At 31.6% G+C, this 15,026-nt stretch carries 12 protein-coding genes; 6 read left to right on the forward strand and 6 right to left on the reverse strand.

Annotated features, from left to right (window positions below; translation table 11 throughout):
• Positions 1 to 24 precede the first annotated feature (24 nt).
• From B4J88_RS03855 to B4J88_RS03865, 3 genes are all read right to left on the reverse strand, one after another.
• Complete coding sequence (locus tag B4J88_RS03855) at positions 25 to 456, reverse strand: hypothetical protein (protein ID WP_291066463.1); 432 nt, start codon at positions 454 to 456, stop codon at positions 25 to 27.
• 209 nt (positions 457 to 665) lie between these two features.
• Positions 666 to 1,754: a DNA polymerase III subunit gamma/tau gene (gene dnaX, locus B4J88_RS03860; protein WP_115001827.1), complete on the reverse strand. Its 1,089-nt coding sequence runs from the start codon at positions 1,752 to 1,754 to the stop codon at positions 666 to 668.
• A 28-nt stretch (positions 1,755 to 1,782) separates the two neighbouring features.
• Positions 1,783 to 2,139: an SdpI family protein gene (locus tag B4J88_RS03865; protein WP_286495544.1), complete on the reverse strand. Its 357-nt coding sequence runs from the start codon at positions 2,137 to 2,139 to the stop codon at positions 1,783 to 1,785.
• A gap of 113 nt (positions 2,140 to 2,252) precedes the next feature.
• On the opposite strand from B4J88_RS03865, the gene B4J88_RS03870 reads away from it, so the two are divergent.
• The 5 genes from B4J88_RS03870 (at position 2,253) to B4J88_RS03890 (ending at position 9,500) form a co-directional block, all read left to right on the forward strand.
• Positions 2,253 to 4,817: an FtsK/SpoIIIE family DNA translocase gene (locus tag B4J88_RS03870; RefSeq protein WP_291066465.1), complete on the forward strand. Its 2,565-nt coding sequence runs from the start codon at positions 2,253 to 2,255 to the stop codon at positions 4,815 to 4,817.
• A 33-nt stretch (positions 4,818 to 4,850) separates the two neighbouring features.
• Positions 4,851 to 5,480: a LolA family protein gene (locus B4J88_RS03875; RefSeq protein ID WP_038332673.1), complete on the forward strand. Its 630-nt coding sequence runs from the start codon at positions 4,851 to 4,853 to the stop codon at positions 5,478 to 5,480.
• 3 nt (positions 5,481 to 5,483) lie between these two features.
• Entirely contained in the window at positions 5,484 to 6,944 is a 1,461-nt protein-coding gene (locus B4J88_RS03880) for an LptF/LptG family permease (RefSeq protein WP_291066467.1), read from the forward strand.
• Between the two features lie 9 nt (positions 6,945 to 6,953).
• On the forward strand, positions 6,954 to 8,078 hold the full coding sequence (gene ribB, locus B4J88_RS03885) for a 3,4-dihydroxy-2-butanone-4-phosphate synthase (RefSeq protein WP_291047230.1): 1,125 nt from the start codon (positions 6,954 to 6,956) through the stop codon (positions 8,076 to 8,078).
• A gap of 108 nt (positions 8,079 to 8,186) precedes the next feature.
• The gene (locus tag B4J88_RS03890; RefSeq protein ID WP_219034404.1) at positions 8,187 to 9,500 is read left to right on the forward strand and encodes an Ig-like domain-containing protein; all 1,314 of its coding nucleotides are present in this window, start codon (positions 8,187 to 8,189) and stop codon (positions 9,498 to 9,500) included.
• A gap of 56 nt (positions 9,501 to 9,556) precedes the next feature.
• Here the strand turns inward: B4J88_RS03890 and B4J88_RS03895 are convergent, their stop codons facing one another.
• The 3 genes from B4J88_RS03895 to rpsA all read right to left on the reverse strand — a co-directional run bounded on the left by B4J88_RS03895 (position 9,557) and on the right by rpsA (position 13,074).
• On the reverse strand, positions 9,557 to 10,564 hold the full coding sequence (locus tag B4J88_RS03895; protein ID WP_291066469.1) for an EamA family transporter: 1,008 nt from the start codon (positions 10,562 to 10,564) through the stop codon (positions 9,557 to 9,559).
• 12 nt (positions 10,565 to 10,576) lie between these two features.
• The gene (locus B4J88_RS03900) at positions 10,577 to 11,053 is read right to left on the reverse strand and encodes an Lrp/AsnC family transcriptional regulator (RefSeq protein ID WP_038332665.1); all 477 of its coding nucleotides are present in this window, start codon (positions 11,051 to 11,053) and stop codon (positions 10,577 to 10,579) included.
• A gap of 194 nt (positions 11,054 to 11,247) precedes the next feature.
• Positions 11,248 to 13,074 carry a 30S ribosomal protein S1 gene (rpsA, locus tag B4J88_RS03905; protein ID WP_115001847.1) on the reverse strand — a complete coding sequence of 609 codons (1,827 nt, stop codon included), beginning with the start codon at positions 13,072 to 13,074 and terminating at the stop codon, positions 11,248 to 11,250.
• 241 nt (positions 13,075 to 13,315) lie between these two features.
• Between rpsA and B4J88_RS03910 the strand changes: the two genes are divergently transcribed.
• Positions 13,316 to 14,947 carry an ABC1 kinase family protein gene (locus tag B4J88_RS03910; RefSeq protein WP_291066471.1) on the forward strand — a complete coding sequence of 544 codons (1,632 nt, stop codon included), beginning with the start codon at positions 13,316 to 13,318 and terminating at the stop codon, positions 14,945 to 14,947.
• Positions 14,948 to 15,026: the final 79 nt, after the last annotated feature.

The raw sequence follows: 15,026 nt of genomic DNA on the forward strand, positions 1-15,026 counted from the left end.
TGCAAGTTTAATAAGAAACTTTCATTAATCATACAAATCTAAACCAAATTCTTCTTTTAATTTTAACAAAACCGGGTTTTTATCTGATAATTTCTCAAATTTCTCTTTGTTTGATAAGATATGATTCGTTGCTTCCTTCTCAGAAAACTTAATTTGAATGCTAAAATAGTGATTCTTAAGGAATGCTCTCAAACTATTTCTGATTCGATCTCGGTATTCCTCAAATTCTTGTTCTGATGAATGAGAAGTAAATTCAAAAATAATTTCATCACCTTCCAAACCAAGTTCAGTTGTCATCAAAGCGTTATAAGATGGAATATTATGTTCGATTTTTAATCGATCCAAAAATCTTTTCCAGCCTTCTTTTACTTGATCCAATGTAAACTTTTCTCTAGGCAAATCATTTCGTAAAATCTCCTCTTGATGTTCTTCTACTTTTGCTCCAGGCAAAGCCATCTTAAGACTAAACGACGAGTTACCATTTGTTCTAATCGGTTTTGAAGCACGCGTATATTCTTTGACTTCTTCTGAAATCGAAGTTTTAACGTGTTGCGTATTTACCTGTTGTGAAGTTTGTCCATTTTGAGGAATAGAATTATTTTGCTGAATTTGAAGAACTTCAATTTTAGAAGTTTGTAGTTCAGAAAAATAAAACGTTGGCGGAACTATCCTATACTTTTTTTTTTAAGCCCGTTTTCTTCTGCCGTTAACGAAGCCAATTGCATCAATGCAATTTCAACTGTTAAACGAGGATTCTTACTCGATTTGTAGTTTAAATCGGCCTCATTACAAATTTCAATTGCTCCAAATAAAAACGTTGCTGAACATTTTTGTGCATGCTCCAAATATTTTGCTTTTATACGCTCACCAACTTCCAACAAACTTACTGTATTAGCTGTTTTCGCCATCAATAAATCTCGGAAATGAGCGCCCAAACCGCAAATAAATAAATGTGCATCAAAACCTTTGTTCAAAATATCATTCAATTGCAACATCGCTTGCGGAATATCATTTTCCAAACACGCGTCTGTCATCTTGAAGTAATAATCGTAATCTAATACATTCAAGTTTTCTGCTACTGAAGAATAGGTCAAATTTTTATTGGTAAAAGTTGACATTCTATCAAAGATTGATAAAGAATCGCGTAACGCACCATCTGCTTTTTGAGCAATCAAATGCAATGCATCATCTTCAAAAGTTACTTGTTCTTTTTCAGCAACATTTTTCAAATGCCCTTTGATGTCTTCAACTCCAATTCGTTTGAAATCATAAATCTGACAACGAGAAAGAATAGTAGGAATAATTTTATGTTTTTCTGTAGTTGCCAAAATGAAAATAGCGTGCGCTGGTGGCTCTTCTAAGGTTTTCAGAAACGCATTGAAAGCAGCTGTTGACAACATATGAACCTCATCAATAATGTAGACACGATATTTCCCAATTTGAGGAACAATACGTACTTGATCGATTAAATTTCTGATATCATCAACCGAATTATTAGATGCCGCATCCAACTCAAAAATATTGAAAGCAAAATCTTGATCGCCTTCTACTCCATTTTCTTCGTTGATTTTGCGCGCTAAAATTCGAGCACATGTTGTTTTTCCAACACCTCTTGGTCCACAAAATAAAAGAGCTTGTGGCAATTGATTTGACTTTATCGCTTGCTCCAAAGTATTTGTAATAGACGCTTGTCCAACTACATCTTCAAAATTTAGCGGGCGATATTTTCTGGCTGAAACAACAAAATTTTCCATACTATTGGCAAATATAATGGTTATAATTTTAAGAATTAAATCTATTCATTTTTTTTAATTTTTTTTCTGTCAAAACGAATGTTAAAAAACAAAAGGTAGTCATACAACCTAGTGAAATAATTGAAGCAAAGATGTAATTTATTTCAAATAAAAGTCCTGATAAGGCAATTAATAAAAAAATTACTCCAAAATAAAACATAATTTTTCTGGAATATTTTTGTGCAAAATTCCAATTCTCAATATTTTTCATTGATAAGTTTGACCTATAACCATATAATGGATTAATATTTTTTGCAGGAAAAATTAATTGTACAATTCCCATAATTATAAATATTAGACCAAATAATAAGGATAAAATAAAAAAAGGGCTTTCTGTATTCATCATAAAAAAAAATTAAATCATCTTAGTCTTTATCATTTTATATAAATTTAAATACTTTTCGTTAGATTCGTACTTTTAGATTTATTATTTTTGCTTCAATTATACTCAACCTTAAAATGGCTATAAAAAACACACAGGAAACACCAAAAACTCCTAAAAAACAAATCGTCAAAACAATTATAGGTATACTGTTTTTAGTAATCGGTTTATTACTATTAGCTTCGTTTATTTCTTATTTTTTTAATGGTTTTATGGATCAGAGCCAAATCTCTGATTTATTAGATAAAAGTCAAACCGCCGAAAATATTTTCGGGAAGTTTGGCGCATTATTAGGTGAAACATTCATTTTGCAAGGAATCGGAATTGTTTCATTTTTTGTCCCAGTCTTCTTTATTCTCTTAGGAGTTAAAGTTGCTACAAATTGGAAAAAAATTAAGCCTTTCACAACGCTTTATCAAAGCATTTTCTTCATGATTTGGTTGCCAATATTTTTTGGTTGTATTTTACCAACTCAACACATGTTTTCTGGCGTAATGGGATTTGAAATTAATGATTTCCTAAATAGCTTTATTGGTAAATGGGGTGTAATTTTATTGCTTTTCGTTAGTTTATTGATTTATTGTGTCATTCATTTCCGAATGACGTATCAATCTATCCAAGAAAAAATGGAAGAACGTGCGAAACAAAAAGAAATTGAGCGCATAGAAAAAGAGCAAGAAAAAATCAAGAGAGAACAGCTTGAATTAAGAAAACGTAAGGAAAAAGAAGAACAAGAAAAGATAAATAAATTCAATCAAGATGCTGAAAAGCAACAAGAAGATAGTTTATCGCAAGAATTAGAATTGATAGAACAACAAGAGAAAGAAGCAATTCAATCTCATAAAGTAAATCCAAACGAAGCATTTCATCAAGAATTTAAAATTAATCAACCAAAAGAGGAAGAAACAATCGAAGAAACTCCACTTAATATTACAGAATTAGTGGTTGAAGATTTGGCAGATGATGAGGAAGAAAATAATCAAGTAGATTTTTTATCAATTAATGATGAAGAAAATTTAGAAACAGAAATTCAACCAACTCAAAACTCTTCTGAAAATGGATTAGAATTAAAAGTTCAACACGTTGATGAAGAAGAAGAATTTGAAGCAACTTCTGCTCGATTGGTGCAAGAACAAGGTGAATACAATCAACGTTTAGATTTGCCAAATTATCAATTTCCTCCTATTTCATTATTGAAAAAATATGACAACGGAAATACGTTAATTGATCAAAAAGAATTAGAAACGAACAAAAATAGAATTGTCGAAACCTTAGCAAACTACGGAATCGGAATCGATGAAATTTCTGCAACAATCGGTCCTACAGTTACATTGTACGAAATTGTACCAAAAGCTGGTGTTCGTATTTCTAAAATCAAAAATCTTGAGGACGATATTGCCTTAAGTTTGGCTGCGCTTGGTATTCGTATTATTGCGCCGATTCCTGGAAAAGGAACAATTGGTATTGAGGTTCCAAATTCTAATCCTTCGATGGTTTCCATGCATTCGGTAATTGCTTCGCAAAAGTTCCAAAATGCTGATATGGAATTACCAATTGCTTTCGGGAAAACAATTACGAACGAAACCTTTGTTGCCGATTTAGCAAAAATGCCTCACTTGTTGATGGCTGGTGCAACGGGACAAGGTAAATCGGTTGGTTTGAATGCAATTATTGCTTCGTTAATCTATAAAAAACATCCATCTGAATTAAAGTTTGTGATGGTCGATCCTAAGAAAGTTGAGCTTACTTTATATTCTAAAATAGAGCGTCACTATTTAGCAAAATTACCAGATTCGGAAGAAGCAATTATCACAGATAATACAAAAGTAATTAACACATTAAATTCACTTTGTATTGAAATGGATGATCGTTACGAATTATTGAAAAATGCTTTCGTTCGAAATATCAAAGAATATAACGCGAAGTTCAAACAACGTAAATTAAATCCAGAAGCAGGTCACAGATTCTTACCATATATTGTATTAATCGTGGATGAATTTGCAGATTTGATTATGACAGCTGGTAAAGAAGTTGAATTACCGATTGCTCGTTTGGCTCAATTAGCTCGTGCCGTTGGTATTCACTTGATTGTTGCAACTCAACGTCCGTCTGTAAATGTGATTACAGGAACAATCAAAGCCAATTTCCCAGGTCGTGTCGCTTTCCGTGTAACGTCTAAAATCGATTCGAGAACAATTTTAGATTCGCAAGGAGCTGATCAATTAATTGGTAAAGGTGATATGTTGTACACTACTGGAAACGAATTAATTCGCTTACAATGTGCGTTTGTTGATACACCAGAAGTCGATAAAATCACCGAATTTATTGGTGAACAACGTGGTTATCCAGATGCAATGCATTTACCAGAATATGTTGGTGAAGAAGGTGGATCTAATTTAGATATTGATTTATCTGATCGTGATGTACTTTTTGAAGATGCTGCACGATTAATTGTAATGAATCAACAAGGTTCCGCGTCTTTATTACAACGAAAATTAAAATTAGGATATAACCGTGCTGGACGATTAATTGATCAATTGGAAGCTGCTGGAATTGTTGGTCCTTTCGAAGGAAGTAAAGCAAGACAGGTATTGATACAAGATGACATGAGTTTGGAACAGTTGTTGAATAATTTGAACTAAAATTTATTAAAAACAGATAGAAAATTAAATTGTATGAAAAAGATTATCTATTCTTTCATACTCTTATTAGTAGGGGTTGGAACATTAAACGCTCAATCAGCAAAACAAATCTTAGACAAAGTTTACGCTAAATATACCAACGCAAACTCGTATTACATCAAATTTGATTTTAGCCATAATGCAAATGGAAAATCAACAAGTCGTTCGGGAGAAGTTTTTGCAATGAAACAAAAATTTAACTTGAATGTAGGCGATATCAACCAAATTTTCACAGGAACTAAATTATATACAATTGCAAAAGATGACAAAGAAGTAACTATTTCTGATGCATCTAACACAGATGATTTCTTAACACCAACTAAAGTTTTAAACACATATCGTACTGATTTCAGCTACGCCTTAACAGATAAAAAAACGGTTGGAGGAAAAACAATTCAGTATATAAAATTAACGCCAACTAAAACTTCTACAATCAAATATTCGGTTTTAGGAGTGAATACAGCGAATAATGAAATCTACGATTACAAAGAATATGGTAAAAATGGCGATACAACATCAATCGTTGTAAAAGATTACGTTCAAAATTTACTTATTCACAAAAGTTACTTTAACTTTGACCAAAAGAAATATAAGTCGCAAGGCTATATGATTACTCAATTATAATCAATGTTAAAAAAACTTGACTGGTATATAATCAAGACCTTTTTAGGTCCATTTTTTTTCATATTTAGTGTTCTATTTTTCATCTTTATCGTGCAATTTGCATGGCAACAAATGGAAAAATTTGTTGGAAAAGGTTTAGAATGGTACACTATTACCGAATTACTTTTTTGGTTAGGAATTAACGTTATTCAGCTTGTATTACCGCTTACAATTCTTTTAGGGTCTATTATGACCATGGGAGGTTTTGGAGAAAGATACGAATTAGCAGCAATGAAAGCATCTGGAATCTCACTTACCAGAATCCTTGCTCCATTGTTTACGTTAGTCGCTTTAATGTCTATTGGATTGTATTTTTTCGGAGACAAAGTGATGCCTTATTCCCAACAAAAAGCGCGAACAATGTACTTCAATATCTTACAAACCAAACCAACAGTAAGTATGAAAGAAGGTGTTTTTATCGAAACCGTTCCCGGATTTCAGATGAAAATTAATAAAGTTTCGGGCGAAAATTCAGAAAAATTAGAAGACGTTTTTGTACATCAGAATGCACCTTTTGGAGAAAATACGATGACAATTATTTCTAAAAGAGGAAATCTTGCGCCAGACAAAAACGATAATCATTATCTAAAAATGGAACTTTTTGATGGAATTGCTTATACCGATAATATCAAAAATAAAAACTTTGATCAACGCAAACGTCAAGAAAATCAATATACTAAATTTGATACATTAAACTATTATATTGACATTTCGGATATTTTAAATTCTGGTAAAGACGAAGACCCAGGAAACTCTTATAAATATTTGGACGGAAAAGGTTTAAGACATCTTATCGATTCATTAAACACAGATTATAAGAAGTATTACAAAGATTTGAAAACGAATATGTTTAATCAAAACTATTTCTATTCAATCAAAATAAAAGATATTGATACGGTAAAAACAAATATGATTTTTGACTTGAAAGAGCGAAATCGTCAAGAACAAGATCAAGTGCTTAATCAAGCTATACAAATGGTAAATCGTGATCAAGAAAATATGACGTTTTCTGAACAAGAAATTGTAAACAGAGAAAAGTTATATTCAAAAGTAAATATTCATTACCAACGAAATTTCTCGTATGCAGTAACATGTATTATTTTCTTTTTGATTGGATCATCATTAGGTGCAATCGTAAAAAAAGGAGGAATTGGAATGCCAGTTGTCATCTCAATTATCATTTTCGTTATTTATTTCATTCTTAATTTCTCGGCAGAAAATATGGCGAAAAACGGAAAATTAGATCCAACTTTTGCCGCTTGGGCAGCTAATATTATTGCGCTTCCGTTCTCTATTTTGTTTAGTTACAAAGCCAATCAAGATTCTGGATTATTTGATATCAGTATTTACGTTGATCCAATTGTAAAATACTTTAATAAGTTTAAGAAAACAAACAAAAACGAGGAGCATTCTCGTTATCAATAACATAAAACAATGGAAAATAGATCATCTCAATTAAACACAATTGAAGAAGCTTTAGAAGATTTAAAACAAGGAAAAGTTATCATTGTAGTTGACGATGAAGATCGTGAAAATGAAGGAGATTTCCTATGTATCGCCGAATTTGCAACGCCAGAAGTTATTAACTTTATGGTTACGCACGGACGCGGATTAGTTTGTACACCACTTACACAACAAAGATGTAAAGCATTAGGTTTGGACCTTATGGTTGGGCACAATACTGCAATTTACGAAACTAATTTTACGGTTTCTGTGGATCTACAAGGTCACGGATGTACGACAGGAATTTCGGCTTCTGATCGTTCTAAAACTATTCAAGCTTTAATTGACGAAAATACAAATCCAGATGATTTAGGAAAACCAGGACATATTTTCCCATTAATTGCAAAAGATGGTGGAGTTTTGGTTCGAATGGGACATACAGAAGCTGCTGTTGATTTGGCACGCATGGCAGGATATTATCCTGCTGGATGTATTGTCGAAATCTTGAAAGAAGATGGAGAAATGGCTCGCTTGCCAGAATTGTTAGAGATTGCAAAGAAATTTGATCTTAAAATTGTTTCGATTGAAGATTTGATTGCTTACCGATTAGAAAATGAATCCTTGGTAAAACGTATCGAGCAATTTCCTGCAAAAACAAGATTCGGAGAATATGAATTAATCGCTTATCAACAAACAACAAATAATCAAGTTCACTTCGCTTTGAAAAAAGGAAAATGGACAAAAGATGATGTAGTTCCAGTTCGTGTAAAATCGACAAATAGCTACTATGATTTGTTTAGCGCTTTACAAAACGGCGAAACACCATTGTTAGAAAAAACAATGAACATCATCAATGAAGAAGAAAAAGGTGTTGTAATTTTTATTAATAACATTCAAAGTTCTGAGTTGATTGAACAAAAATTAGAGATTTTCAAAAGTTTTTCTGAAGGAAAATCTAAATCAGGTGTTTTACCAGCCGATGAAAAAGATCACGGAATTGGCTCTCAAATCATCAAAGATTTAGGCATCCAAAAAATGAATTTGATTACACGCACTTTAGAAGAACCACATACGACGCAATACGGTTTGGAAATTGTAAAATGTACTAAATTGTAAGAAATAATTCATCACAATATACAAAAGCAGTTCTGAGAAGAGCTGCTTTTTTTTTTGAATCATTTTGTAACTTTTTGATTAAATTGACATCTCATATAAAAACACAATATGCAAAATAAAACTTTAGCTTTAATATTTTTTATTCTTACGAGTATTTCATTTGGACAAAATTCAATAGCTAATAAAATTTACACTTCTGATATAGATAATTTCTGGATAGCTTTTGATAGTATTCAAACTACAAATAATTATTCACAAAAAATAAAATTCATTAATACTTTATACATTGATAAAGGGACAAAAGGTTTAAAATCCTTTATGAAAGTAAGAGATTATAATGATACTCTTTATATTAAACTTATTGATAATTATCCTAAGTTTTGGAATTCTATTAGACCTAATACACTTACCATAAAAAATAAAACAAAAGAATTAACTAAAGCTGTAAAAAAACTAAAAAAACTATATCCTGAGCTAAAAGAAGGAGAAATGTATTTTACAATTGGTGGCTTGCGTTCAGGTGGAACTTTATATGAAAATATGGTTTTAGTTGGTTCTGAAATCGCTACAGGAATTCCAAAAACAGATGTTTCAGAATTTGAAAATGATTGGCTAAAAAATGTTTTTGCGAAGCAATCACTTGATAATATTATTTCACTAAATATTCATGAATATGTACACACACAACAAAAACCAAATGAAAACAACTCATTATTACACCATACCCTAAAAGAAGGTTCGTGCGATTTTATTACAGAGCTTGTTTTAGGAGAACCAATTGAAAAACAATATATTTTTTATGGAAAACAGCACTTCGATGATTTGAAAAAACAATTTAAAGAAGAGATGTTTATAGATGATTTTTCAAATTGGTTATACAATGGAGGACAAAAGGGTGAAGCTGCTGATCTGGGATATTTTATTGGATATGAAATATGTAAATCATATTACAATCAAGCTAAAAATAAAAAACAAGCGATAAAAGATATTATTGAACTGAATTATCAAGATGAAAAAGAAGTTGAAAATTTTCTAAGAAAATCTGGTTTTTACGAAGAAGGTTTTGATAAAGATCAATTAATAAAAGAATACGAAAAAAAACAACCTTATATCATAAAAATTGAGCCTTTCGAAAATGGTTCAACAAATATAGATTCATCTATCAAAGAATTTAAAATTATATTTTCTAAACCAATGAATCCAAAAGAATATTCAATAAGATTCTCAAAAAAAGGAAAAGAGTATAGTCCTAAGTTTACAAAAATCAATTTCTCTAATGATAACACTACATTCGTAATAACTATGGAATTAACTCCAACTAAAGAATATGAATTTGTAATTTCAAATGGTTTCAAATCAGAAGATGGCTACCCATTAAAATTAGACAACAATGAATTAATTATTAATTTTAAAACTCAATAATACAAAAAAAGCTTCTCGAAATCGAGAAGCTTTCTTATTAATAATCATCATAATATTTAATGCGCATAATGTTTACGAGAAACAAAATGCAGAATTTTCTGAACTAATTTTGTGTTTTTATAAAGATTCCAGTTCATTAATAAAACACTGAACAAAATTACTGCCAAACCGTAAATTTGCAAATGAGTTACGACATCATCTGTAAAAAAATAACTCAATGCAACGGCTACAATAGGGTTTACATATGCATAAGTAGAAACTTCCACAGCTGGTCGGTATTGCAACAACCAAACATATGATCCGAAAGCAAGAATAGAGCCAAAAGTTGTTAAATAAGCCATTGCCATCCAATCTTCTGTCGCTACATTCGCAAAATTAAAATTAGCATATTCTCCATTGAAGATTGCAACTGTATTAAACAAAACTCCAGCAGTAATCATTTGCCAAGCCGTTTTGACCATGATGTTCAAATCTTCTTTTGGTTTCGTAACTTCTTTTTTCTGCTTTTCTGTTACATATTTTGAATACAAAGAACCTAACGTCCAAGCAATCGAACAAAAGATAAGAACAATCAACCCAATCATATTTAAGAATTGTTGATCAGCATCTGCGTGCACAGTGGTTGTTTGCTCATAAAACAACATCAAAACGCCAACAAAGCCTAACAGAACACCTAAAATCGTAGGAATACTTGAAAAATTTTGTTTCCATTTCGGTTTATCTAACACAATAAACCAAATTGCTGCCGATGCTGCCATAATTGCAACAATTCCACTTGGCAAAAATTGTTCGGACCAAATAATCCCAGCCATATCAATAAACAACAACATAAACCCTGTAAACATACATTGTTTCACAATTTGTTTATCCCATAGCTTGTAACCTTTCAGCTTACAATATCCCATCAACATTGTGCTCGCCGCAATAAAGCGAAACGAACCCAAAATAAACGGACTAAAACCATGCAAAGCCTTATCTATAAAAAAATAAGTTGATCCCCAAACTACATAAACCACGAAATACGCTGCAATAATCAGCCACTTACTTGGTTGATTCACTTTCATTCAATCTCTATTTTAAATCGTTGGTATAACGATATTTTGTTCTTCTTTTATTGTTTGTAAAACTATAGTTGTACGCGTAGAAGTGATTCCGCCAATTTTACTCAAATGTTTGCGCATCAATTCTACCAAACCTTCGTTATCAGAAGTTCTCACTTTGATTAGATAACCATCTTCTCCAGCAATATCATGAACCTCTAAAACTTCTGGAATTTCGGCAAGTTGTCTTCCTACTGTTTCATCACCGATAATATCTACGGTTTTGATAAACATATACGAAAGTAATTTTTGTCCAACTGCCACTGGATTTATTTTTGCGTGATAAGCCAAAATAACTTGTTTATTTTCAAGCTTTTTCACACGTTCTAATATTCCAGAAGGTGCCATTCCCAATTCTCTTGCGATGTCTGCATTGTTGATACGTGCATTATCTTGCATTAATCGCATGATTTTCAAATCGGTAGCATCTAAATTAAATTCTATTTTTTCCATTTCGACTGCAAAATTAAGACTATTTTGAATAATATTCAAAAAATATATCAAAAATTGTACGTTATTCTTGATATGATTTTAAACTATAAATTAAATTCATTTTAATTCTATAAAACAACATCATTATTCAAAAGAAAAGGCTACTCAAAAAATGAGTAGCCTTTCTATTATTTTAAAAAATTTCGGTTAGAGAATTAGTTTCCTCCTTCTTCCATTTTCTTTTTCAATTCTGCTAATGAATCGATATCTCCTAAAGTAGAAGTTTCGATTGTGTTAGATGAATTGTTGTTATTATTGTTAGATGATCTCTCAGCTTTAACTTCTTCCTCACGGAAAGTTGCTGTGTGAGAAACTACTACACGACGGAATTCTTTGTTGAATTCGATAACTTTGAAAGATGTTTCTTCACCTTTTTTGATACGAGATCCGTCTTCTTTCTCTAATGTACGAGCTGGAGCGAAAGCTTCAACGTCAGCATCTTCGAATTGTACTGTAGCACCTTTGTCAAATACGTCAACTGCTTTACCTGTGTGAACTGTACCTACAGCATATTTAGCTTCGTACTGATCCCATGGGTTTTCAGTTAATTGTTTGTGACCTAAAGATAAACGACGAGCTTCTACGTCTAATTCTAACACTACTACGTCTAAGATATCATCAACTGCACAGAATTCTGATGGGTGTTTGATTTTCTTCGTCCAAGATAAGTCAGAGATGTAGATTAATCCGTCAACACCTTCTTCTAATTCTACGAATACACCGAAGTTAGTGAAGTTACGAACTTTACCTTTGTGAGTAGAACCTACAGGGTATTTAGTTGTAATATCTGTCCAAGGATCTGGAGTTAATTGTTTGATACCTAAAGACATTTTTCTTTCTTCTCTATCTAAAGTTAAAACTACTGCTTCAACCTCATCACCTACTTTTACGAAATCTTGAGCAGAACGTAAGTGAGTAGACCATGACATTTCAGAAACGTGGATTAAACCTTCTACACCTGGAGCAACCTCAACGAATGCACCGTAGTCAGCTAAAACAACTACTTTTCCTTTAACTTTATCACCAACTTTGATATCAGCATCTAAAGCATCCCATGGGTGAGCCTCTAATTGCTTAATACCTAATTGGATACGAGATTTATCTTCGTCGAAATCTAAGATTACAACGTTGATTTTTTGCCCATCTTCTAAGATTTCAGATGGGTGGTTGATACGAGACCAAGATAAGTCAGTGATGTGGATTAAACCGTCAACACCTCCTAAGTCTACGAATACACCGTAAGATGTGATGTTTTTAACTTCACCTTCTAATACTTGTCCTTTCTCTAATTGAGCAACGATTTCTTTTTTCTGAACTTCGATATCAGCCTCGATTAACGCTTTGTGAGAAACTACTACGTTTTTGAATTCTGGGTTGATTTTAACAACTTTGAACTCCATAGTTTTTCCTACGAATTGTTCGTAATCACGGATTGGTTTAACATCGATTTGAGAACCTGGTAAGAAAGCTTCAATTCCGAATACGTCAACGATCATACCACCTTTAGTACGAGCTTTGATGTAACCGTTAACGATTTCTTGAGAATCGTGTGCTTTATTAACAGCATCCCATGCATTTAATGTACGAGCTTTTTTGTGAGATAAAATTAATTGACCATTTTTATCTTCACGTTGATCAACCATTACTTCAACGATATCCCCAACTTTCAAGTCTGAGTTGTAACGGAATTCGTTTAATGAAATAACACCTTCTGATTTGAAGTTGATGTCAACGATAGCTTCTTTATCTGTAATACGTACAACTTGTCCTTTGAATACTTCATTCTCATGTAAGTCTTCTAAAGTTGTATCGTACATTTGCTCTAATTCAGCTTTTTCTTTACGATCTTCTTCGTTTAATCCTGATTCGAAAGATTCCCAATCAAATGATTCTGGCGCTACGTTTGCATTAGCAGACGCATCTAATACTGGAGTGTTTAATACAACTTCTTGTACCTCCTCTTGTTTTGTTTCTTTAGACATAATTCTAAAAATTTGTATCTCAATCTATTTTATTTCGGAATCTTCAAATGCAAATAAATGACCGAGAGATGTTTAACTTAATAATTAATCGCTTGATTCCTAAACCATTTTAGCGAGTGCAAAGATAAACAATTATATTTTAATATTTGGAATAATTTTAGATTCAACTCAAAGAAATTTAAGATTTTATAAAGAAATTACACACTTGTTTATTCGTAACTTGTAATCGAATCTCAACTTTATGGATAGTCTAAAGAAAATAAAACGATTTTCTAAAATCGTAAAAGTCGTTTCTAAATATGGTTTCGAAGAAATTCTTTCTCGCGGAAATGATTTGTTTCATTCTGACCAAAACAACGAATTTTTCAACCAATCATTCAATCAACGTTTCCGAATGGCTTTGGAAGAACTTGGTCCTACTTATATAAAATTTGGACAATTATTGAGTAATCGAAAAGATTTGGTTCCTGAATCTTTGGTAGAAGAATTAAAAAAATTACAAGATAATGTTCCTCCAGAAGAAATTGACATCAAACAAAAAATTAGAGACGAATTTGGAATTGAGCCTGACGAGCATTTTCTTTTTATAGAAGAACAACCGTTTGCGGCAGCAAGTATTTCGCAAGTTTATCGCGCAACTTTATTGAATGGAGAAAAAGTTGTGTTCAAAGTAAAACGATCTAATATTCAGAAAATAATTGAGTCTGATTTAGCTCTGATTCGAGATATTGTTCATTTTTTGGAAAAAAAATATGAGAAACTTCAAAAATTATTCATTTCTGAAATCGAAAAATCATTTGAAAATTCAATTCTGAAAGAACTTTCATTAACCAATGAATTTCAGAACATCGAACGTTTCAGAAAAAACTTTGAGAATAGTAAAGATGTTTATGTTCCGAAAACATATGAAGATTATTCCAACAATAATTTTCTTTGTATGGAATTTATCGAAGGTTTTAAAGTAAACGATGTTGAGCAATTAGAAGCTTTGGGACTTGACCCAAAAAAAATCGTACAGAAAGGTTTTGATATTTATTTGAAACAATTGCTTGATGATGGATTTTTTCATGCTGATCCACATCCAGGAAATATTTTTATTTTAAAAGATGGACGTTTAGCTTTTATTGATTTTGGTTCGATGGGAATTCTAGCCATCAACGAAAAAGAAGCTTTAGAAAATGTTGTGATTGATTTTGGATTAAAAAATCCGAAACGTATTGTTCGTTCACTCAAAAAAATGGCGATTAAACATTATATCGAAAACGATAAACAATTGGAACGTGATATTGCAGATATTTTTGATTACTTAGAATACAATACTGTTGACACGATAGAAGTTCAAATCGTCATCAAAAAATTTAATAATATTCTACAGCGAAATCATGTTTTATTACCCGAATATGTTTATATTTTACTACGCGGTATTGCACTTATAGAAGGAATTGGACAACAATTACACGCTGATCTTAATGTGCAACGTTCGATGCGCCCTTATGCAGTAAAATTAGCTCGACAAAAATTTCATCCAAAATATTTGAGTAAAAAAGCAATTGATAATTTTAAAGATATTCAGGATTTAATCAACGATTTGCCAGAAGACACCTTAAAATTAATTGAAAAAGTAAACAATGATAAATTGGCTTTAAACTTCAAGATTGACCAAATAGATAATATTCAGAAATTAATAAAAGATAGTATCAATAAACTTGTTTTAGCTATTCTTACTTTAGCTTTTGGAATTGGAGCAAGTATGCTTGCGAATACGACTGTTCGTCCCATAGTTTTGGATATGCCGTTACTTTCTTGGATTGGCTATTTGTTATCTATTTTTACAGCTGGTTGCATCATTATATTGGTTTTTAGAAAGAAATAATTTTAATCCTAATTTCATAAAAATAAAATAGCCACCTCAATGAGGTGGCTATTTCTATTGTAAGCTATTCAAAGAATTA

The sequence above is a fragment of the Empedobacter sp. UBA5036 genome (assembly GCF_002415215.1).
GTDB lineage: Bacteria > Bacteroidota > Bacteroidia > Flavobacteriales > Weeksellaceae > Empedobacter > Empedobacter falsenii_B.

What these genes read in the sequence shown, in the direction of transcription:
- B4J88_RS03900 (WP_038332665.1), bottom strand. Translation starts at nt 11,053, where the DNA reads ATGGAAAAAATAGAATTTAATTTAGATGCTACCGATTTGAAAATCATG.
- B4J88_RS03870 (WP_291066465.1), top strand. Translation starts at nt 2,253, where the DNA reads ATGGCTATAAAAAACACACAGGAAACACCAAAAACTCCTAAAAAACAA.
- B4J88_RS03875 (WP_038332673.1), top strand. Translation starts at nt 4,851, where the DNA reads ATGAAAAAGATTATCTATTCTTTCATACTCTTATTAGTAGGGGTTGGA.
- B4J88_RS03895 (WP_291066469.1), bottom strand. Translation starts at nt 10,564, where the DNA reads ATGAAAGTGAATCAACCAAGTAAGTGGCTGATTATTGCAGCGTATTTC.
- B4J88_RS03890 (WP_219034404.1), top strand. Translation starts at nt 8,187, where the DNA reads ATGCAAAATAAAACTTTAGCTTTAATATTTTTTATTCTTACGAGTATT.
- ribB (WP_291047230.1), top strand. Translation starts at nt 6,954, where the DNA reads ATGGAAAATAGATCATCTCAATTAAACACAATTGAAGAAGCTTTAGAA.
- dnaX (WP_115001827.1), bottom strand. Translation starts at nt 1,754, where the DNA reads ATGGAAAATTTTGTTGTTTCAGCCAGAAAATATCGCCCGCTAAATTTT.
- B4J88_RS03865 (WP_286495544.1), bottom strand. Translation starts at nt 2,139, where the DNA reads ATGATGAATACAGAAAGCCCTTTTTTTATTTTATCCTTATTATTTGGT.
- rpsA (WP_115001847.1), bottom strand. Translation starts at nt 13,074, where the DNA reads ATGTCTAAAGAAACAAAACAAGAGGAGGTACAAGAAGTTGTATTAAAC.
- B4J88_RS03910 (WP_291066471.1), top strand. Translation starts at nt 13,316, where the DNA reads ATGGATAGTCTAAAGAAAATAAAACGATTTTCTAAAATCGTAAAAGTC.
- B4J88_RS03880 (WP_291066467.1), top strand. Translation starts at nt 5,484, where the DNA reads ATGTTAAAAAAACTTGACTGGTATATAATCAAGACCTTTTTAGGTCCA.
- B4J88_RS03855 (WP_291066463.1), bottom strand. Translation starts at nt 456, where the DNA reads ATGGCTTTGCCTGGAGCAAAAGTAGAAGAACATCAAGAGGAGATTTTA.